This is a genomic window from Nonomuraea sp. H19, from assembly GCF_052068215.1.
Classification (GTDB): domain Bacteria; phylum Actinomycetota; class Actinomycetes; order Streptosporangiales; family Streptosporangiaceae; genus Nonomuraea.
Genome location: NZ_JBQHCV010000002.1, coordinates 448,075 through 468,238, shown reverse-complemented (window position 1 = coordinate 468,238; position 20,164 = coordinate 448,075). Strand labels below are relative to the sequence as shown.

The window sequence follows — 20,164 nt, the reverse complement described above, 5'->3', positions numbered from 1 at the left end:
TCCGATAGGGATAGCCGGGCGTGTTCATGGCCTCACTTCGCGAGACGCCTCGGTGGCCTGGATCCGCCGCCATTCCTCGTCGCTCCGGTCGCTTCGATCCTGTCGCCCCTCGGTGCCGGCGGCGGCACTGCCTCGCAAAACGAGACGCATTCTGGTGCCACCGCCGGGTCGCGGATGAGCGCTCACGTCGCCTCCCTGTGCCCTGGCGAGGCTGCGGACGATGTAAAGACCGAGCCCTACTCCACCAAACCTTCTCCGGTCGCCGCTGTCCACCTGGACGAACCTCTCAAAGATTCGCTCGCGGTCGGGAGGGGCGATGCCGATCCCCTCGTCGTCGACGACCGCGACCACGTTGCCGTCCTCCGGCCAGGCCTCGACACTGATCAGCCCGCCCTTCGGCGAGTACTTGAACGCGTTCTCCAGCAGCTGCCCCAGCACAATGTCCGTGGCCAGCGCGTCGCCCAGCACGTGCGGCAGCCCGTCGGGGATGATCACCTCGACCCGATGCTTGTCCGACAGCACGGGCAGCCCCAGCGTGGCCGCGTGGATCCGCTCGGCCAGGTCGAACGCCTCGATCCGCACCTTGAGCTCGTCCGCTCCCGCCCTGGCGCCGAGCAGCAGGTGGTCCATGAGCTGCCCGAGCGACCTGGCCCGCTCGGCGATCGTGTGCACGGCCGAGCGCCGCTCGAGATCGCTCATCTTGTCCCAGCGCAAGTCCAGCGTGCTGGCGAACCCCCGGACGATCGTGATCGGCGTGCGCAGCTCGTGGCTGGTCGTGGCCAGGAACAGGTCTTTGGCCTCCTCCAGTTCCTTGGCCGTGGTCACGTCGCGGAAGTCGATGACGACCTCGCCGGTCTCCTCGATCTGCGCGCTCACCACGTCCAGCCACCGCCCGCTCTCCATCTGGAACGTGAGCTTCTCCCCCGGCCTGGGCAGCGGGAAGGGCGGCGGTCCGCCGACGACGGCCTCGGCGGGGAACGCGGTGAGCTCGGCGGCGGCCGGGTTCCATCGCACGACGCGCCCGGACTCGTCCAGCACGGCGATTCCGTCGGCGCTGGCGTCGAACACGGCCCGCTCGTGCGCCCGCTGGCGTACCGCCTCCTGATAGGCCACCGCGTTGCCGACGGCGATGCCCGCGTGCCCGGCCAGCAGCTCCAGTAACTCCAATTCGAGATGTCCGGGCGTGCGCCGGGCGAACAACGCGTAGAGAGCCCCGTACGGCCGCCCGCCCACGGCGGCGAGACCCAGCGCGATCGTGTGCAGCCCCTCAAGGCGCGCCCACACCAGGTCGTCCAGGCCACTCGACTCGAGCAGCACCGTCTTGCCGGTGCGTAAGAGCCGATCCACCAGGCTCGTGCGCAGGTCGGTGGTGGTGCCCCTGATGGCGTCCGGCAGCTGGTACGTGCTGACCAGCCGCAGCCGATCCCCCTCGATCAGTACGAACCCGCCCGCGTCCGCCCCGGTCAGCTCCGTGAGGCTGGCCGAGATCCGGTCCAGCACGGCCGACAGCTCCAGGTCGGAGTTGATGTCGCCGACCACATCGGTGAGCCTGCGCACCAGCCTGGCCCGGCGCACCATGCGGTTTTTCGCCACCTCGTCGGTCCTGGCCAGGTGGTGCACGCAGACGTAGCCGGCCACGGCGCTGCCCAGGCGCAGCCCGCTGATGTCGACCCGCACGTCGAGCACGCTTCCGTCGCGATGCAGGCGCTTGGTACGCAAGGACACCTGGCCGCCGGTGCGCACGCGTTCGAGCACGGCGTTGTGCTCGGCCGTCAGCTCCGACGGCACGATCGGCGCCCGGCGCCCCAGCAGCTCCTCCGCCGACCAGCCGAAGAGCCGCTCGGCGGCGTCGTTCCAGACCAGCACGCTCTGGTCCCTGTCGAGCGCCACCACGGCGTTGGGTGAGCTGGCGAGCACCGCGCGAGCGATCTCGTCGTCACTACCGGCCCATTCGTCCCCCACTCCTCCATAGTGCACGTGGCAGCGTGGGTGCGTCGGGCGATCCGTCCGATACGCTGCGGTCACGGCGATTTCTCGGGAGCCGGGGAAGGGTGGAGGCATGACGAGCGGCGATCTGGATGCCCTGCTGCGCGTGACCTCCAGCACCTATCGAGGTGAGACACCGCCGGACATCGCGTTCGGCACCTACGACGGCGCCGTGGGCCGGCTGGTGCTGGCCGTGACCGGCAAGGGCATCGTCGCGTGCAGCTTCGAGCCGGAAAACGATGTCTTCGCGCTGGTCAGCAGGCATGTGGGCACGTTCATCGGGCCGGATCCGCGCCGGCTCGACCCGGTGCGCAGGGAGCTGGACGCCTACTTCTCCGGCCGGCTGCGCACGTTCGCCACGCCGGTCAACCTGACGCTGGCCACGCCTTTCGCCCGTACGGTGCTGCAGAAGACGATGGCGGTCCCCTACGGCACGACCACGACGCTGGAGGAGATCGGCGCGAGCATCGGCAGGCCGCGCGCGCTGCGGGCGATCGGCAACGCGCTGGCCTCCAACCCCGTCTGCGTGGTCGTGCCGTGCCACCGGGTGGTTCGCGCGGAAGGCGAGCTGGGCGACTACGCCGGAGGCGCGGCCGCCAAGCAGCACCTGCTCAACGTCGAACGGCGAGCCGCCGCAGCAGCAGGCCGATGAGCAGCGTGACCAGCGCGGCCACCAAGGCCCCGCCGAGCGCGCCGTTCATCCACGGCTCCCGGGTGAAGCCGATGGCCTTGCGGGCGCCCACCCAGAACTCGTCCCACCAGGGAACGGTCAGCGTCGAGGTCGTCAGCCAGTAGGCCATGAAGCCCAGCGCCCACGGCACCAGCATCGACCAGCGCGAGGGCGCGTTCTCGTCGGTGTTCCAGCGGTCGGAGCGGGCGAAGACGAAGTAGTCCACGGCGAGCACCGCGAACATCGGCACGAACACCGCCCCGATCACGCCGAGGAACGCGCCGTACGAGGTGACGTCCACGACCAGGGCGATCGCGACAGTGAGCACGCCGATGGCGGTGGAGAAGACGCGCCGGTCCACGCGCGGCATCAGGTTCTGCAGCGACACGGTGGTGGAGTAGACGTTGGCGAAGGACTGATCGGTCTCGCGCAGCACCAGGATGGCGAAGAACAGCGCGCCCAGCGGCACCGCGACGAACGGGCTGAACACCGACGTCGGGTCGGCCTCCACCCCGGCCGCCCCCACGATGGCGACCGCGTACACGCCCAGCCCCAGGCAGGCCACCTGGGCCAGCGTGTAGCCGCCGACCACGCCGGTGAAGGCGGCCCGGCTCGACCTGGAGTGCCGGGCGAAGTCGGCGGCCATCGGCACCCACGACACCGACAGCGCGATCACGTAGTCCACGGCGGCGGGGAAGGCGGTCCAGCTTCCGCCCGTGTGCGCGGGAGCCTCGGACACGAAGAACCACGTGAACCAGACCATCGACACGATCACCCCGATGGTGACGTACCGCCGCAGCAGGCGTACCGAGCCCAGTGGCCAGATCGTGAGCGCCGTGGTGACCACGCCCGCCAGGATCACCCACACCTGGTACGGCACGCCTCCGAAGATCGCCGTGGCGGCCTGGGCGATCACCCACAGCTCGAAGGCGCCCCAGCCGAGCATCTGCACGATGTTCAGCACCGTGGGCACGTAGGACGTCTTGGCCCCGAACAGCCCGCGCAACAGCACCATCGAGGGCTGCCCCGTCTGGGTGCCGGGGATGGCGGACAGGCCCACCATGGACGTGCCGATCAGGCTTCCGACCACGGTGGCGGTGAGCGCGGCGACCAGGCTGAGCGGCGCGTTGCCGAGGGGGTTGAGCAGGTAGAGGGCTCCGGAGAAGCCCAGGAGGCTGACGCCGAGGTTCGCCCAGAGCGCGCCCTGGTCGAGGACGCCCAGCGTCTTCGGCGGCGCGCCCTCCAGGGTCAGCGGAACTTCGTCGGCGACATGCGTCATCGCACACTCCCTACGCCGGCATTACCCGGACAGGTTCAGGCGGTCGGCAGCGGATGAGTAGCTGCCCTCTCAGCCCGGCACCCCGAGCTCCCGCGACGATCTGAAGTTTGCGCCCTTATGATGCCTCAATGGCCGCCGAATCGCCATAGTGGGCGAATCACAGTCAGGCGACGAACGGCTCCTGCCCGGTCTCGCTGATCATGGGGCGGCGCGCGGCCTCCCACGACTGCATGCCGCCGCCGACGTTGACCGCGTCATGCCCGAGCCGGCCGAGCCAGGCCGCCACCTGAAGCGACCGTCCGCCCACCCGGCAGACGACATAAACCGTCCGGTCCGCGGGCACCTCGCTCACCCGCTCCTGGATCTGGGTCATGGGGATGTGCACGGCTTCCGGAGCGTGCCCCGCCAGCCATTCGTCCTGCTCCCGGACGTCGAGCAGGTAGGCATCGTCGGGAACGGCACTGGCATCGATCTCACGTACGGTCATGTCTCCATCATCTCGCGTCGCGCGTCGTACGCGGCACGCGCCGCCGCGACCTCCTCCTGGTGCTCCTCGGTCCAGGTGACCAGCGTCTTGATGGTCTGGTGCAGGGTACGGCCGAGCGGCGTCAGCGCGTAGTCGACCCTGGGCGGCACGACGGGGTGGACCGTACGGGAGACCAGGCCGTCTCGTTCGAGCTGACGCAGGGTCACGGTGAGCATGCGCTGGCTGACGCCGTCGATCTCGCGGCGCAGCTGCGTGAAGCGCAGGCTCTGGCAGTCGAGCAGCGCGATGACCAGCAGGGACCACTTGTCGGCGATGCGGTCGAGTATCTGGCGGACCTCGCAGTCCTCCCGCGTGTCCCACTGCCGCACGTCGTAGTCGTCGTCCACGGTGCTCTCGCAGTAACTAAGTGACTTCAAAGTGCCGTCTTCCATGACATTTCATGCTGGCCCAAGATGTGGACGGTTACAAGAGAGAACCGACATGCCTATACGTAACCGGGGGATTTGTCATGCCTGCCCGTTCCTGGGGTGTACTTGCCGTGTTGTGCGGTGCCATCTTTCTCGAGGGCATCGACGTGGCCATGCTGAACGTCGCCCTCCCGTCCATCCGTGCCGACCTGGGCCTGTCCACGGGCATGCTGAGCGGCGTCGTGAGCGCGTACGTGCTCGGCTACGGCGGCTTCATGCTGCTCGGCGGGCGCGCGGCCGACCTGCTGGGCCGCCGCCGCATGTTCCTGCTCTGGCTGGGGGTGTTCCTGCTCTTCTCGGGGCTCGGCGGCTTCGCGACGGAGGGCTGGATCCTTTTGGTCGCCAGGTTCGTCACGGGGGTCGCCGCCGCCTTCATGACCCCGGCCGGCTTTTCCTTGATCACCACCACGTTCCCCGAGGGAAGGCAGCGCAACCAGGCCCTGCTGGTCTACGCGGGGACGGCCGCCGGCGGCTTCGCGCTCGGCCTGGTGATCGGCGGGCTGCTGACCGCGCTCGGCTGGCGCTGGGTCTTCTTCGCACCGGTCCTGCTGTCGCTGGCGATCCTGCTCGCCGCGATCCCCTTGCTCAAGGAGCCCGCCACGCGGCGCCCCGCAGTCGCGGGTTTCGACGTGGCGGGCGGGATCCTCATCACGGGCGCGATGATCCTGCTGGTCTACGGCGTGGTGCGGCTGGAGCACCCCGCCGACGGCGTGCCGCTGACCGCGGCGGTCTTCGCCGGCGGCCTGGCGCTGCTGGCGGCCTTCGTGGCGGTCGAGCGCCGCTCCCCGAACCCCCTGGTCCGCCTGGGCATACTCCGGTCGGGTCCGCTGGTCCGGGCCAACCTGATGGCCGCCCTGCTCACGGCCTCGTTCTTCGGCTTCCAGTTCCTGGTCACGCTCTACCTGCAGGAGCTGCGTGGCTGGTCCGCCATCCAGACGGGCCTGGCCCTGCTGGCGGCCGCCGCCGACGTGGTCCTCGCGCCGACGCTCACCCCGTGGCTGGTCAACCGCTACGGCAACGCCAGGGTCATTTTCACCGGCTTGGTGTCGGGCCTGCTGGCCTTCGCGCTGTTCCGCGGCGTCGGCCTGGACTGGACGTACGCGGCCATGCTGCCCTCGATGCTGCTGATCGGCCTGATGTTCGCCTTCGTGTACGGTCCGCTGACGATCGTGGCCACGGACGGCATCGCCGAGCACGAGCAGGGCCTGGCGGGCGGCCTCATCAACTCCTCGTTCCAGTTCGGCGCGGCTCTGGGACTGTCGCTGGTCACCGCGGTCAACGTGGCCGCTCTGAGCACGGGGACAGGCCTGACAGCCCTCCACACGGCCCTGACGGTCCCCCTGGCGACCACGCTGCTCGCAACCGCCATTGCGGCGACCGGCCTCCGCGGCCGGGCCCGCGTCCCGGTCAAGGTGTGACTCTCAACGTGAATTCCGTTACGGCGCTGCCGGGGTCACCGCACGCGCCGCAGCCAGTGACCGTCTGTCATGGCCGGTCGTGAAGGCCAACGGGCCGGGCGCCGTGACGGAGCGCATGCTCGGCCTGGTGCCGTGGTTCGCAGCCCGTCACTTCAGGAGTCGGGAAAGGCGGCGATCCGCGAGCGGCTTGCCGCCTGTTTGGCAGGTGGGGCAGTACTGGAGGGACGAGTCGGCGAACGAGACCTCCCGAATGGTGTCACCGCACACGTCACAGGGCTGCCCGGTCCGGTTGTGGACGCGCAGTCCCGACTTCTTCTCCGCCTTCAGGTCCTTGGCCGCCAGCCCGTGCGCGCGCTCGACCGCGTCCCGCAGGGTGGTGACGATGGCCTCGTGCAGGTCGGCGATCTGGGCATCGGTCAACGTGGCCGCGATCTTGAAGGGGGACATCTTGGCCGCGTGCAGCACTTCGTCGGAGTAGGCGTTCCCGATGCCCGCGACGATCTTCTGGTCCCGCAGCAGCCCCTTGATCTGCGTACGGTTGCCGCCCACGATCCGCTTGAGCGCGTCCACGGTGAAGGAGTCGGCGAGGGGGTCGGGGCCGAGGGCGGCGACGCCGGGGATCTCGTCCGGATTTTTCGTGACATAGACGGCGAGGCGCTTCTGCGTCCCCGCCTCGGTGAGCTCGAACCCGGGCGCCAGGCCCTCGTCGTCGGGCGCCAGCCGCACCCGTACCGCGAGCGGGCCCTTCCCCGGCCGGACCGGCTTCGCGCCGGAGAGGTCGTCGCGCCAGCGCAGCCACCCCGCGCGGGCCAGATGGATGACCAGGTGCAGGCCATCGCAGTCGAAGTCGAGGAATTTGCCGTGCCGCGCCACACCGGTGATCGTCAGCCCGCCCAACGTGGTCACCGGCGGGTCGAACGTCTTGAGCGCCTGGATCGCGACCACGTCGACGCCCAGCATGGTGCGGCCCACCGCCCGTTCGCGCAGGAAGTGGGCCAGAGACTCCACCTCGGGAAGTTCCGGCATGCCATCAGGGTACGTCGCGCACCGGGACAGTCCAGAACGCCAGCTCGTGCGCCATCCCCTCGGCGAACAGCGCCTCCGCCCTGGCGGGATCGGGGCTCGCCTCGTCGATCATCTGCGCGATCCGCACGGTGAGCGCCGCGAACCCCGGATCCGCGTACGTATCCACCCATGCCCGATATCGCGGCTCGGCAGGCGGGCTCTCCGCCAGGATCTGCCCGAGACTCGAATATCCCCACATACACGGATACAGCGCCGCCAGCCCCTCCCCGTAGGACGCCGCCGACTCCAGCAGGAACGCCGTGTACGCCGCGCACGCCGGCCCCTTCACCGCCCCTTCCAGATCGGCCCCGAACTCCGCCGACAGCGACCGGTGCAGGCTCAGCTCGTCGTGATACGTCGTGTGCGCCAGGTCCACCAGGTCTCCCAGATGCTCATCAGGCGCCTGCCAGGCCAGCCGCGCGAACACCCGCACGTAGTCCAGCAGGAACAGGTAGTCCTGCTCCAGCCACGACCGGAACACCGGCTCGGGCAGGTCGCCCCTCGCGATCCCGGCCACGGTGGGGTGCTCCAGCTGGACCTGGAGCAACGGGCGGCCGATGGCGTGCAACTTCTCCGAGATGGTCATGGTGGGGAGGTTAGTGTCGAAGCATGCGTGTGACGATCGCCGAGGAGCTCCTCCTGCTTGCCTACAGTGAGGAGGGCAAGCCGCTCATGAACTCGATGCAGCTCGATCCGGCGCTCGCCGGCGCGATCCTGGCCGAGCTCGCCATCGAGGAGCGGGTCGACCTGTCGGACAAGAAGGTGATGGTCAAGAGCCCGGCGCCGCTCGGGGACGACGAGCTGGACGCCATGCTGACCCGCATCGCCGAGGAGCGCAGGAATCGCAAGCCCGCGTGGTGGGTGCAGCGGCTGCAGTCAGCCAAGCTGCGCAAGCGCCTGCTCACCAAGCTGGTGGCGGCGGGCGTGCTGGCCGAGGAACGGGCCAAGGTGATGGGCATCTTCCCGGTCACCCGCTGGCCGGAGACGCACCCCGGGGTGGAGGCGAACGTCAGGGAACGCGTGTCGGCCGTGCTGGCCGGGGCCGATCCCGACGCCCGCACGGCCGTCCTGATCGCGATCATGCACGCGGCCAAGTTCGATCGCAAAGCGTTCCCGGGCGCGAGCAAGCAACGCATCAAGGAGATCGCCGAGGGCGCCTGGGCGGCCGACGCGGTCGCCAAGACCATCGCCGCCATCAACGCCGCCGCCGTAGCGGCCATCAGCGCGGCAGCGGCCGGTGGCGCCGGCGCCACCGGCGGCTGACCACGCGCACTCGGACGACGCCCGGGCAGGCGGCGCCACCCAGCGGGACAGGGGCGGCGCCACCCAGCAGGACGACGGATGACAGTGAGGAGCCTCAGCCGGCGTCGAGGATGCTCTTCGGAACCGGCTTGTCGTTCTTCAGGGCGTCGAAAAGGGCCAGGGCCTTGTTGCGATCCCATTTGACCGCCGTGCCGCCGCTAGGGACGGCCTCGTTCCCGCCGAACGGCACCACCGTCGTCACCGGGCTGTCACCCATGGACAGTCCCAGCGAGAGCATGTCGAACACCCCGGTGCCGCTGTCGACCTCGACGGCGTCCGTGGCGCTCATGGCCAGCGGGATCGACGTGAACGGGTTGAGGAGCACTCCAGGGCTGGCCGCCTTCTTCACGACGGCTCCCAGGAACTGCCGCTGCCGCTTGGTCCGCTCGAAGTCGGGCAGCGCGCCACCCTTGCGGGTGCGTACGTATCCGAGGGCCTGGGCGCCGTTGAGCACTTGCGGGCCCTTCTTCAGCTTCAGCCCGGCCTTGGGGTCGTCCACGGCGGCCCGTACGTTGATCTCGACCCCGCCCACGGCGTCCACGATGTCCACGAATCCGGCGAACCCGATCTCCATGTAGTTGTCGATGCGGATCCCGGTGGCCGACTCCACGGTGCGGACCAGGAGCTTGGGGCCGCCGATGGCGTAGGCGGAGTTGAGCTTGTCGCGGCCCTTGCCGGGGATGGTGATCGCCGAGTCGCGCGGCAGGCTGACCAGCGTCGGCTTGTCACTGCCCTCGGGGATGTGCAGCAGCATCATCGAGTCGGTGCGCTGGCCGACGGCGCGTCCCGTGGCCAGCTTCTTGCGCTCGGCCGCCGACAGGCCCTTGCGGCTGTCGGAGCCGACCAGGAGCCAGTTGGTGCCCGGGGTGTCGGCGGGACGTCCCGTGTAGTCCTCCAGCACGCCGTCGATACCGGTCAGCCGGGAGTTGATCCAGAACAACATGCCCACCGCCGCCACGAGGAGCGCCACCAGCAGCCCCGCGACGATCTTCAGGATGGTCTTGCCCGACGGACGCTTGCGTGGCCCACGCGGGCCTCTCTGCGACGGCTCGTCGGGACTCCTGAGCGGCTTGACCGGACTCCGCCCCGACCGCGCCTTGCCGTACACTCGCGAACCAGCCCTGGGCGGCGGCTGGTCCTGCCCGGGAGCCCGAGGGGGCGCCTCGGGGACCGGGGAAGCGGCGGGAAGCTTATGTGTGGGTGCCCCGCTGGACGGGACCTGGTAGGCGGGAGCACCGCCAGATCGCAGGCCGTCACTCTGCCTCGGAGGCAGTGGTCGGCCGTCGCCTGGCGAGCGCATTGCCCTCGTCCGGTCGTCCTCAGACACTTCGCCTTCTTCCCTTCGCTTTGCCATAGACGCTACGTCGAACCCCCCGTAAGTGCAGACCCCGGCTCAAGCTTTGTCTAGGGAAAACTACTCGGACCAGCGAAGGGTAACGCAGGTGGAGATCATCACCGCACACTCCGGAATGACGGAGAGTTACCGCGGAAACATAGACGCCACCTGTTTCGTTACGTTATCGACGACCTCTATCGAAGGGATGATCGTGTCCGCTCCGGACCCGTGGAGTCTTCGCCCGTGCTGGGGCACGGGTTCCTCTGAGGACTCACTGCGGTGAGCGCCTATCTCGGGCTTCTGGCCCTGTTCCTCCTTACCGCGGCGACCGGTTATTTCGTCGCCCAGGAGTTCGCCTTCGTCGCCGCCGACCGCGGTCTCCTGCGCGAGCAGGCCGCCGCGGGTGACGCCGCCGCGCAAAAGGCGCTTCAGGTCACCTCTCGGCTGTCTTTCATGCTCTCCGGCGCCCAGCTGGGCATCACGGTCACGGCGCTGCTGGTCGGCTTCCTGGCCGAGCCCGCGATCGCCGTGATCGTACGGCCGTTGCTGGCGGACGCCGGGCTGTCCGACGCCGCGATCACCGGGGTCTCCGTGGCCACGGGCGTGTTCGTGGCCACGGTGGTGCAGATGGTGCTGGGCGAGCTGGCCCCGAAGAACCTGGGCATCGCCCGGCCGGAGCCGGTCGCCAAGTTCCTGGCCGGCTCGACCCTGGTCTACCTGGCGATCGTGGGCCCGGTCGTGCGTCTGTTCGACTCGGCCGCCACGGGCTTGCTCAGGCTCGTGGGCATCGAGCCGGTCGAGGAGGTCGAGCACGGCGCAACCCCCGAAGAGCTCTCACGCATCATCGAGGAGTCGACCCGGGCGGGTGAGCTGCCCCCGAGGTTGTCGGACCTGCTGGAACGAGCATTGGAGTTCGGCGACCGCACAGCGGAGGAGATCATGGTGCCCCGCCCGCGCGTGGTGGTGCTCCGCGACACGCAGACGATCTCCGACCTGCTCGGCGTCATGCGCGAGTGCGGCCACTCCCGTTACCCGGTGGTCAGCGAAGACGGCGACGTGGCAGGTGTGACGGGCGTGCGCGAGTTGCTCGCGTCCGGCCTGGACGACGCCCTGATCACCACCATCACCCGTCCGGCGCTCCTCGTGCCCGACTCGCTGCCACTGCCGACGGTGCTGGACAGGATGCGCTCGGCCAACGACGACATCGCCTGCGTCATCGACGAGTACGGCGGCCTGGCCGGCGTCATCACCGTCGAAGACCTGGCCGAGGAGCTGGTCGGCGAACTGCTCGACGAGAACGACCCCGACCCGGTGAGCGCCGTGGAGCAGCCGGGCGGCGTCTGGGAGGTGCCCGGCTGGCTCAGGCTCGACGAGGTCGAGCGCGCCACCGGCATCTCCCTGCCGGAGAGCGACGACTACGACACGCTCGCCGGACTGGTTCTGGCCAGGTTGGCGCGGATGCCGGACCCGGGTGACGTGGTGACCGTGCCCGTCGGCCAGGTCACCGACGATCCGTTCGCCGAGGACGGCGACGAGCGTCTGGCCCGGCTGACCGTGATGTCGCTGAACCGCCGGGTGCCCGAATGGGTACGCCTGGCGCCCGTACAGCATGCCGAGCCCGCGGAGGCGACCCGATGACCATGCTCGTCATCAGCCTCGCGCTGCTGGTGCTCAACGCCGTGTTCGTCGCGGCGGAGTTCGCGTTCGTCTCCTCCAAGCGCCACCGCCTGGAGGAACTCGCGGCAAGCGGCAACCGCCTGCTGAAAGTAGCCGCCAAATCAGCCGTGGGCGGCAGCCGCAAACTCTCCCTCATGCTGGCCGGCGCCCAACTGGGCATCACCCTGAGCACGTTGGGCCTGGGCCAGGTCACGGAACCGGCCATAGAACACGCTCTGGAGCCGCTCTTCGCCGCAGCGGGCGTCCCAGAGTCACTGCGCCTGCCGATAGCCCTGACGATCGCCCTGGCGCTCGTGACGTTCCTGCACATGGTGATTGGCGAGATGGCCCCGAAGTCCTGGGCCCTGACCCATCCGGAACGAGCGGTCCTCATCCTGACGCTGCCGTTCCGCGCCTTCACCACGCTGATGAGCCCCCTGCTCTCGGCCTTGAACGCCATGTCGAACGGCATCCTGCGGCTGTTCGGCGTGCAACCCCGCAACGAACTGGCGACCACCCGCACACCACGCCAGCTCGCCATGCTGGTAGGCGAGTCAGGCAGGATGGGCCTGCTGGACAGAGAGGAACACGACCTCCTGACCAGAGCGCTGCGCCTGCAAGCGGAGGGCATAGAACGCCTGATGGTCCCGATCGGCCGGGCCGTCATGGTGTCGTCCTCGGCAACGGCGGCCCAGATCAGAGCGACAGCGGCAGCCAGTGGCCACCTCAGACTCCTGGTGGGAACCCCAGAAGCAATAGAGGGCGTCCTGCACGCAAGAGACGCCCTGCTGAACCCGTCGAGCACGGCCGAGGAGCTGAGCCACCCCCTGCCGAGACTGGCCTGCCTGACCCAGGTCCCGGAGGCGGTGACGGCCCTTCAGGAGGCAAGAGCCCACCTTGCTTTGGTAACGAACCAATCAGGTTCTGTCATCGGAATGGTGAGCCTGACAGACTTGCTGGGCGAACTACTGGACACCAGAACCTTGGCTGTGACGTAAAACACACTGATCAAGTCACCCGAAACCAGGATGCAACCACCCACAGATACCGTCCAAAGACGCCCTCAGCCGTTACCAACCGGTACTTGAAAAGAAGCCCGGCCCCCTTGCGCTCCAGAGCCCACTTCGCCAATGTGGTCTGCCAGAGCAAGCAGGAGCCCACAGCAGCAAGACGGCCCGCAGCAGCGATGGGGGGGTAACGGGGGGCCCGCCCCCCGATTGGGGGGTCCGGGGGACCTCCCCCGGAAGACGCTGGGGGTCCGGGGGTTATCCCCCGGATAGAAACGACGAGGGGACCCGCGGAAGCAGACCTATAAGGTCTGCGACCAGGGGTCCCCAGTCACCGAGTGGGCGAGGAGGGATTTGAACCCTCACGTCCTTTCGGACACACGGACCTGAACCGTGCGCGTCTGCCGTTCCGCCACCCGCCCGTTTGTTGGGTGCGGAGAAACAGTAGCACGGAACAGCCACTGGTACTGAACCCGGATACGATCGCATAAGACACGGGAGCGGAGGAGCTGGGCGCGACTTGCCGACGAGCGGCCAGGACCCGCGAAGTGGAACGAGCGGAAACCGGGCGCCGGACGCGTCTGGGGGCCGCGATCATATGCACGGAGGAAGGGAGGTACCCGGTGGGAGTCCTTCAGCGCTTCGAGCGAAGGCTCGAAGGCTTGGTGGAGGGAGCCTTTGCGCGGGCGTTCAAATCTGACCTTCAGCCGGTCGAGGTCGCCAGCGCGGTTCAGCGGGAGATGGATGAGCGTGCGGCGATCGTCGCTCAAGGTCGCACGCTCGTGCCCAACGACTTCGTGGTTGAGCTGTCCACGACCGACAGCGAGCGGCTTGAGGTTTACGCCGACAGCATCAGCCATGAGCTGGCCAACCTCGCCAGGGAGTACGCCAAAGAACAGGGCTACTCTTTCGTGGGACCGGTCCGGGTTCGCTTCGAGACCGCCGGTGACCTGGCTGTGGGCTTGTTCCGCATCAGGTCGGGGGTCATCCGCGGCGCGACTGTCGAGCAGGACGAGATCCGCCAGCCGGCGAGCGATTTGCCTCCGTCCCGGCCCAACGAGTTCAACGGGCGGCCGAGGCTGCTCGTCTCCACTCAGGACGACCCGCAGGGCGACCGTTCCTACGAGCTCACCACTCCGGTGACCTTGCTAGGCAGGGGCACCGACTGCGATCTTCGTCTTGTCGACCCAGGAGTGTCGCGACACCATGCGGAGTTGCGCGTCGAGGGCCAGCTCGTGGTTCTCGTCGACCTGGGATCGACGAACGGCACTTTTGTCAATGGCCAGCCGGTACGCAGGATCGAGCTCCAGAACGGCACGCGAGTGACGCTGGGGCGCACGACTCTGGTGTTCCGGCGCGATTAGGGGTAGACAAACGGTCCATGTCCGAGCTCACGCTGCTGCTGATCCGGCTCGCCTTCCTGGCGGTGCTGTGGTTCTTCGTCATTGCCGCAGTCGGCGTGATCCGGACTGACTTGTTCGGTTCACGCACGGCTCCTGCGGGCCCACGCAAAGGCATCAAGCCTGCCAAGGCCGTGGCCAAGCCCAAGAGCAAGAAGGGCGAGCCACGCCAGCTCATCGTCACAGGTGGCCCGCTGCAAGGCACCACCATCGATCTTACGGAGACGCCCATCACCATTGGCCGGGCGAACGACGCCACGCTGGTAGTCAGCGACGACTACGCTTCCAGCCGGCATGCCCGGCTATTTCCTCAGGACGGTCAGTGGATCGTGGAAGATCTCGGTTCGACCAACGGCACATATCTCGACCGCTCGAAAGTCACCCGCCCGACCCCGGTGCCGCTCGGTGTTCCGATCCGCGTCGGCAAAACAGTCATTGAATTGCGCAAATGACCATCGCACTCCGCTACGCCGCCCGCTCGGACGTCGGCCTCCTCCGCGAAGGAAACGAGGACTCGGCGTACGCTAGCGGCCGCCTGCTCGCCGTCGCCGACGGCATGGGCGGGCACGCACACGGCGAGGTGGCGAGCTCAGTCGCCATCGCCGCCATGGCCTCTCTGGAAGAGGCCCAACAGGGGGGTGACCTGCTCAACGCCATCGAGGCAGCGGTACGCGACGCCAACCGCAGGCTGCACGAGATGGTGGGGCGGGATCCCAGCCTCAAGGGCATGGGCACGACTCTCACGGCCATGCTGTGGAGCGGCACCCAGGTCGCCCTGGTGCATGTCGGCGACTCGCGCGCCTACCTGCTCAGGCGCGGGGAGCTCTACCAGATCACCCATGACCACACACTGGTGCAGCAGCTCGTCGACGACGGGCGCATCACGCCGGAAGAGGCCGCCACGCACCCGCAGCGCTCGATACTGCTGCGGGCACTCGACGGCAGCGGCGAGGTCGATCCCGATCTCACGCTCCGCGAGGCGCAGATAGGCGACCGCTACCTGCTGTGCTCCGACGGGCTGTCCGGTGTGGTGAGCGCGGAGACGCTGCATGCCACGCTCACCAACATCGACGACCCGGAGGAGGTCGTACGCCAGCTCATCGACCTGGCCAACAGGGGCGGCGGGCCCGACAACATCACGTGCGTGCTGGCCGACGTCCTGGAGATCGCCGATGGGCAGCAGGTGCCCGCCGAGGCCGCCATCGTCGGCGCCGCGGGCATGACCCGGCTGCGCGGGAACCCGCAGGACACCTCGCCGGGGCGACCTGGCGCGGTGACCGCACCCCAGCCGGCGATCACCGATGACGAGTTCGACGAGCCGGTCGCGCAGGCGTCCCGGCGGTCGGGCAGGCGTCGTCGCGTGTGGCCCGTGCTGGTCACCGTGCTCGGTATAGGCAGCGCCGCCCTCGGCGTCGGCGGTTACTTTGGATACCAGTGGACTCAGGACCAGTTCTTCGTCGGCGCTAGGGGCGACGAAGTGGTCGTGTTCCAGGGCATCAAGAGGGAGCTGGGGCCATTCCAGCTCTTCAACGTCTCCAAGCCCACGGGCAGAAAGCTCTCCATGCTGTCCGAGGCCGATCAGGCGCTGATCAAGAGCGGCATTCCCGTCACCACCGTCGACGAAGGGCTGACAAGGATCAACGCCTTGAAGTTCTCCGAGGACCAGAAGAGCGACACGCCCACGACCGCGACCACGAGCGCCTCGCCGTCACCGTCCGCGAGCGCGACCAAGACGAAACAGCAGTAGATGAGCGAAGTCGCCGATTCCCCCGTCCCGATGCCGGCCAAGCGCCGCGTGGCCCAGCTCCTCATGCTCGCCCTCGCGGTGCTGATCGTCATGGCGGCCTACGCCAACGTGGGCCTGGCGATCGACGGCAGAGTGCCCGCGGGCATGCTGACGTACGGACTGGGCCTGGGCGGCCTGATGCTGGCCGCCTATCTCGTGCTGGCCAAGTTCGCCCCGTGGGCGGATCCGCTGATCCTGCCGCTGGTGACCGTGATCAACGGCCTGGGCCTGGTGATGATCTACCGCCTAGAGGCCGCCGATATGGCCGGCGCGTCCGCCACCAACCAGATCATGTGGACCGGAATCGGCGTCGTCATGTTCGCGGGCACCCTGATCGTGCTGCGCGATCACCGCATGCTCCAGCGCCTCACCTACACCGCGGGCGCCGTCGGCCTGGTCCTGCTCGCGATCCCCGCGCTGCTGCCCGGCAGCCTCAGCGAGGTGCAGGGCGCCAAGATCTGGATCCGCATCGGGGGCTTCTCCATCCAGCCCGGCGAGTTCGCCAAGCTGGCCCTGGTCGTCTTCTTCGCCGGCTATCTGGTGGCCAAGCGCGACGTGCTGGCCCTTGCCGGGCGACGGCTGCTGTTCATCGACCTGCCCAGGGCCAGGGACCTCGGTCCGGTCCTCGCCACCTGGGTGCTGAGTCTGCTCGTCCTGGTCTTCGAGAAGGACCTGGGCACCTCCCTGCTGCTGTTCGGCACGTTCATCGCGATGCTCTACATCGCCACCCAGCGCACCTCGTGGGTGCTGATCGGCGTGCTGCTCTTCGTCGGCGGCGCCTTCCTCGCCGGGCAGGTCTTCGACCACGTCGGCGCCCGCTTCGACGCCTGGCTCGATCCGACCAACCCGATCTACTACGGCAACGCCCCCATCTGCCAGCAGGACCCGCCGGGCGACCCGATGTGCAGCAAGAGCTACCAGATCATGCAGAGTCTGTACGGATTCGGCGCGGGCGGGATCCTGGGCACCGGACTCGGCCAGGGTAACTCCAAGCTGATCCCGCTGTCGTTCTCCGACTTCATCTTCGCCGCGACGGGCGAGGAGCTGGGCCTGACGGGCCTGATGGCGCTGCTGATGATCTACGCGCTGCTGGTGGAGCGCGGCCTGCGCACCTCGCTCGCGGCCCGCGACCCGTTCTCCAAGCTGCTGGCGGGCGGCCTGTCGTTCATCCTGGCGTGGCAGGTGTTCATCATCGTCGGCGGCGTGACCAACCTCATCCCGCTGACCGGACTCGTCACGCCGTTCATGTCGCAGGGCGGCTCGGCCCTGCTTGCTAACTGGATCCTTATCGCGCTCCTGGTACGAACGTCAGACGCCGCCAGACGCCCCCCACCCCAGGCGATCCAGAACGAAGGATTGACGCAGGTGTTCCAGCGATGAACGGCACCCTGAAGCGCGTGGCCGTGGCCTGCCTGGCCATGTTCGCGCTCCTGATGATCAACGTGAACTTTCTGCAGGCGGTCAAAGCGGAGGAACTGCGCTCGGACGCGCGCAACACCCGCAACTTCTTCGATCGTTACGCCATCGAGCGTGGCCGCATCACCGCCGGCGGAGAGGTGCTCGCGCAGTCCGTCGAGACCAAGAGCAAAGAGTTCAGGTTCATCAGGCAATACCCGGAGGCCAAGCTCTACGCGCACGTCACGGGCTTCTTCTCGCCCGAGAGCGCGAGCGCGATCGAGGCGAGCGAGAACAGACTGCTCGACGGCTCCAGCGCCGACCTGCTGCTGCGGCGGAGCATCGACCTGTTCACCGGCGAGCCCACCAGGGGCGCCAACGTCGATCTGACGATCAACCCCAAGGCGCAGAAGGCGGCCTACGACGCGCTGCGCAAGAGCGGCAAGCGGGGCGCCGTGATCGCGCTCGACCCGAAGAGCGGCGGGATCCTGGCGATGGTCTCGCTGCCGACGTACGACCCCGTCGAGCTGTCGGGCACCGACAAGGGCAAGGTGTTCAGCCGCTACGACGAGCTGGCCAAGGACAAGACCCAGCCGCTGCTCAACCGCACCATCGGGCAGACCTACCCGCCCGGTTCGACGTTCAAGGTCGTGACGATGGCGGCCTACCTCGAGGACGACTCCTCGCGCGGCCCGCAGACCACTGTGGCGGCGCCGCAGCGGCTACCCCTGCCCCAAACGAACCTCAGCCTGCCCAACTACGGAGGCGCGGCCTGTGGCTCCGGTCAGGTGACGCTCTCGTTCGCGCTGGAGAAGTCCTGCAACACTCCGTTCGGCAAAATGGGCATGGACCTCGGCTTCGACAAGATGAAGGAGCAGACCGAGAAGTTCGGCATGGGCCAGCAGATCGGCGTGCCGATGTCGGTGGCCCAGAGCGACTTCGGGAGCGACTACGACAAGGCGGCCCTGGCGATGGCCTCCATCGGGCAAAACAGCAACCGCATGACGCCGCTGCAGATGGCCATGATCGCCGCGGGCATCGCCAACGACGGCGCGGTCATGAAGCCGTACCTCGTCAACAAGATCACTGACGCCAAGGGCGACACGATCGACCAGGCCAAGCCCGAGGAGCTGTCGGAGGCGGTCAGCTCCGAGACGGCGGGCAAGCTGCGCGAGATGATGGCGAACGTCGTCAGCAAGGGCACCGCCAACCTGGCGCAGGTGCCGGGCGTCCAAGTAGCGGGTAAGACGGGCACCGCGGAGACGGCCGACGGCCAGCCGCCGCACGCCTGGTTCATCTCCTTCGCGCCCGCGGAGGACCCGCAGGTGGCGCTGGCGGTCATCGTCGAGTCCGGCGCGGCCAACGTCGGCGCGGAGGCCACCGGCGGTCACACCGCCGCGCCGATCGCGAAAGCCGTGCTGGAGGCGGTGCTGAACAAGTGACTGACGGTAACCTGCTGGATCATGCGGCTCCGTAACCGCTATCTCCTGGTCTCCCGCATCGCCACGGGCGGTATGGGCGAAGTGTGGCGCGCCCGTGACGAGCTGCTCGGGCGCGAGGTGGCGGTCAAGATCCTGCGCAGCCACATCCACGCCGACCCCACGTTCCGCGAGCGGTTCCGCAACGAGGCCAGGATCACGGCGGCCCTGGCCGATCCGGGAGTGGCGCAGGTCTTCGACTACGGCGAGGAGAACGACCTGGCCTACCTGGTGATGGAGCTGGTCCACGGTGAGCCGCTGTCGGCCATCCTCTCCCGCAACGGGCCCCTCGGGCCCGAGGTGGCGCTCGACGTGGTGCACCAGACCGCCAGGGCGCTGCACGCGGCCCACTCGGCCGGGATCATCCACCGCGACATCAAGCCGGGCAACCTGCTGGTCACCCCTGAGGGCATCATCAAGGTGACCGACTTCGGCATCGCGCGCGCTCTGGAGGCGGCGCCGGTGACGCAGACGGGCACCGTGCTGGGGACCGCTCAATACGTCAGTCCCGAGCAGGCTCAGGGGTTCCCGCTCACACCCGCGACCGACCTCTACTCGCTGGGCGTGGTGGCCTACGAGTGCCTGTCGGGGCGCACCCCGTTCCAGGGCGACAGCCAGGTGGCGATCGCCCTGCTGCACCTCAACGAGCAGCCGCCGCCGCTGGGCGTGGACGTGCCGGCGCCGGTGCGCGAGTTCGTCCTGACGCTGCTGGCCAAGGATCCGGCGCAGCGCCCGGCCACGGCGCTGGAGGCGGCCGACCGGGCCTACGTGCTGCGCGAGGCGCTGGTCGGCGGCGAGCGGGGCGCCGAGCTGAGCATGCTGACCGACCCGGCGGGCTTCCGCGTACGCGAGCCGGCGCCGGAGGAGGACTGGGCGACCGACAGCCTCGCCCCGGTCACCACTGTGCAGGAGGGGCCGGGCAGGCGACACAAAGGCGCCAAGACGCTGGCCATGGTCGCCACGGCGGGATGCGTGGCCGCTGTGGGGCTCAGCGCCATCACGTTCGCCGCCCGCCAGCCGGCGGAGACGGCGCCCGAGGCCGCCGAGCCGGTCGGGTCGGCCGATCCGACCGAGTCGACGGTGCTGACTCCTGAGCAGGTACGACCCTCCAGGACCAAGACGCGCACCCGTGGGCCCACCGTGGTTCCGGCGAAGTCACCGAGGCCGATAGCCTCGCGGTCGGCTACCGTAAGCAAGTCGGCTACTCCTACCAAGAAGCCGACGCCGAAACCGACGCCGACGACCAGGACCACCGCACCCACGCCACCCCCAACGCCCACCACTACACCGACAACTCCGACACCGACCGCCTCGCCTGATCCGGGTGACACAAACCCGCCCAAGGAGGAGACGTGACGCGCCACGGGGTCGATGATGGACACCGGCGGCCCCCCCGTGCAGGCCGGTACCCAAGATGAACGGTAAGGGACAG

18 protein-coding genes, 1 tRNA gene and 1 riboswitch are annotated in these 20,164 nt (G+C 68.7%); of the genes, 11 read left to right on the top strand and 8 right to left on the bottom strand.

Annotated elements, in window-relative coordinates:
• Positions 1 to 24 precede the first annotated feature (24 nt).
• Positions 25 to 1,962: a PAS domain S-box protein gene (locus ACTMTI_RS05905; RefSeq protein WP_441118605.1), complete on the bottom strand. Its 1,938-nt coding sequence runs from the start codon at positions 1,960 to 1,962 to the stop codon at positions 25 to 27.
• A gap of 97 nt (positions 1,963 to 2,059) precedes the next feature.
• On the opposite strand from ACTMTI_RS05905, the gene ACTMTI_RS05900 reads away from it, so the two are divergent.
• On the top strand, positions 2,060 to 2,638 hold the full coding sequence (locus ACTMTI_RS05900) for a methylated-DNA--[protein]-cysteine S-methyltransferase (RefSeq protein ID WP_441118603.1): 579 nt from the start codon (positions 2,060 to 2,062) through the stop codon (positions 2,636 to 2,638).
• On the opposite strand, the gene ACTMTI_RS05895 is transcribed toward ACTMTI_RS05900, so the two are convergent.
• The 3 genes from ACTMTI_RS05895 to ACTMTI_RS05885 form a co-directional block, all read right to left on the bottom strand.
• On the bottom strand, positions 2,598 to 3,935 hold the full coding sequence (locus ACTMTI_RS05895) for a purine-cytosine permease family protein (protein ID WP_441118602.1): 1,338 nt from the start codon (positions 3,933 to 3,935) through the stop codon (positions 2,598 to 2,600). The genes ACTMTI_RS05900 and ACTMTI_RS05895 overlap by 41 nt on opposite strands.
• A riboswitch (TPP riboswitch) is annotated at positions 3,926 to 4,039 on the bottom strand. It overlaps the preceding gene by 10 nt.
• A 59-nt stretch (positions 4,040 to 4,098) precedes the next feature.
• Positions 4,099 to 4,422, bottom strand: a complete 324-nt coding sequence (locus ACTMTI_RS05890; protein WP_441118601.1) for a rhodanese-like domain-containing protein — start codon at positions 4,420 to 4,422, stop codon at positions 4,099 to 4,101.
• Positions 4,419 to 4,853 carry a winged helix-turn-helix transcriptional regulator gene (locus ACTMTI_RS05885; protein ID WP_441118600.1) on the bottom strand — a complete coding sequence of 145 codons (435 nt, stop codon included), beginning with the start codon at positions 4,851 to 4,853 and terminating at the stop codon, positions 4,419 to 4,421. The genes ACTMTI_RS05890 and ACTMTI_RS05885 overlap by 4 nt, the downstream gene beginning before the upstream one ends.
• Before the next feature lie 77 nt (positions 4,854 to 4,930).
• Here ACTMTI_RS05885 and ACTMTI_RS05880 point away from each other — a divergent pair, with 77 nt between their 5' ends.
• Positions 4,931 to 6,307, top strand: a complete 1,377-nt coding sequence (locus ACTMTI_RS05880; protein ID WP_441118599.1) for an MFS transporter — start codon at positions 4,931 to 4,933, stop codon at positions 6,305 to 6,307.
• Positions 6,308 to 6,454: 147 nt separating this feature from the next.
• On the opposite strand, the gene ACTMTI_RS05875 is transcribed toward ACTMTI_RS05880, so the two are convergent.
• Complete coding sequence (locus ACTMTI_RS05875) at positions 6,455 to 7,333, bottom strand: Fpg/Nei family DNA glycosylase (RefSeq protein WP_441118597.1); 879 nt, start codon at positions 7,331 to 7,333, stop codon at positions 6,455 to 6,457.
• A 4-nt stretch (positions 7,334 to 7,337) separates the two neighbouring features.
• Positions 7,338 to 7,958, bottom strand: coding sequence for a TenA family protein (locus ACTMTI_RS05870; protein ID WP_441118595.1), 621 nt, complete (start codon positions 7,956 to 7,958; stop codon positions 7,338 to 7,340).
• Between the two features lie 23 nt (positions 7,959 to 7,981).
• On the opposite strand from ACTMTI_RS05870, the gene ACTMTI_RS05865 reads away from it, so the two are divergent.
• Entirely contained in the window at positions 7,982 to 8,635 is a 654-nt protein-coding gene (locus tag ACTMTI_RS05865; protein WP_441118593.1) for a GOLPH3/VPS74 family protein, read from the top strand.
• A gap of 94 nt (positions 8,636 to 8,729) precedes the next feature.
• Here ACTMTI_RS05865 and ACTMTI_RS05860 read toward each other — a convergent pair whose 3' ends face one another.
• The gene (locus ACTMTI_RS05860) at positions 8,730 to 9,782 is read right to left on the bottom strand and encodes an LCP family protein (RefSeq protein ID WP_441118591.1); all 1,053 of its coding nucleotides are present in this window, start codon (positions 9,780 to 9,782) and stop codon (positions 8,730 to 8,732) included.
• 507 nt (positions 9,783 to 10,289) lie between these two features.
• Between ACTMTI_RS05860 and ACTMTI_RS05855 the strand changes: the two genes are divergently transcribed.
• Positions 10,290 to 11,648, top strand: a complete 1,359-nt coding sequence (locus ACTMTI_RS05855) for a hemolysin family protein (RefSeq protein WP_441118589.1) — start codon at positions 10,290 to 10,292, stop codon at positions 11,646 to 11,648.
• Positions 11,645 to 12,664: a hemolysin family protein gene (locus ACTMTI_RS05850; protein WP_441118587.1), complete on the top strand. Its 1,020-nt coding sequence runs from the start codon at positions 11,645 to 11,647 to the stop codon at positions 12,662 to 12,664. Before ACTMTI_RS05855 ends, ACTMTI_RS05850 begins: the two co-directional genes overlap by 4 nt.
• A 348-nt stretch (positions 12,665 to 13,012) precedes the next feature.
• On the opposite strand, the gene ACTMTI_RS05845 is transcribed toward ACTMTI_RS05850, so the two are convergent.
• A tRNA-Leu gene (locus ACTMTI_RS05845) sits at positions 13,013 to 13,095 on the bottom strand.
• Between the two features lie 201 nt (positions 13,096 to 13,296).
• On the opposite strand from ACTMTI_RS05845, the gene ACTMTI_RS05840 reads away from it, so the two are divergent.
• From ACTMTI_RS05840 to ACTMTI_RS05815, 6 genes are read left to right on the top strand one after another with little or no spacing between them, the layout of a single operon-like run.
• On the top strand, positions 13,297 to 14,037 hold the full coding sequence (locus ACTMTI_RS05840; RefSeq protein WP_441118585.1) for an FhaA domain-containing protein: 741 nt from the start codon (positions 13,297 to 13,299) through the stop codon (positions 14,035 to 14,037).
• A gap of 17 nt (positions 14,038 to 14,054) precedes the next feature.
• Positions 14,055 to 14,525, top strand: a complete 471-nt coding sequence (locus tag ACTMTI_RS05835; protein WP_441118583.1) for an FHA domain-containing protein FhaB/FipA — start codon at positions 14,055 to 14,057, stop codon at positions 14,523 to 14,525.
• Positions 14,522 to 15,820: a Stp1/IreP family PP2C-type Ser/Thr phosphatase gene (locus ACTMTI_RS05830; protein ID WP_441118582.1), complete on the top strand. Its 1,299-nt coding sequence runs from the start codon at positions 14,522 to 14,524 to the stop codon at positions 15,818 to 15,820. Before ACTMTI_RS05835 ends, ACTMTI_RS05830 begins: the two co-directional genes overlap by 4 nt.
• Entirely contained in the window at positions 15,821 to 17,239 is a 1,419-nt protein-coding gene (locus ACTMTI_RS05825) for an FtsW/RodA/SpoVE family cell cycle protein (RefSeq protein WP_441118580.1), read from the top strand.
• Positions 17,236 to 18,696, top strand: a complete 1,461-nt coding sequence (locus ACTMTI_RS05820; RefSeq protein WP_441118578.1) for a peptidoglycan D,D-transpeptidase FtsI family protein — start codon at positions 17,236 to 17,238, stop codon at positions 18,694 to 18,696. The genes ACTMTI_RS05825 and ACTMTI_RS05820 overlap by 4 nt, the downstream gene beginning before the upstream one ends.
• Before the next feature lie 21 nt (positions 18,697 to 18,717).
• Positions 18,718 to 20,088 (top strand): serine/threonine-protein kinase, encoded by a 1,371-nt coding sequence (locus tag ACTMTI_RS05815; RefSeq protein WP_441118576.1) that lies wholly within the window; start codon positions 18,718 to 18,720, stop codon positions 20,086 to 20,088.
• The last annotated feature ends 76 nt before the right edge of the window (positions 20,089 to 20,164 follow it).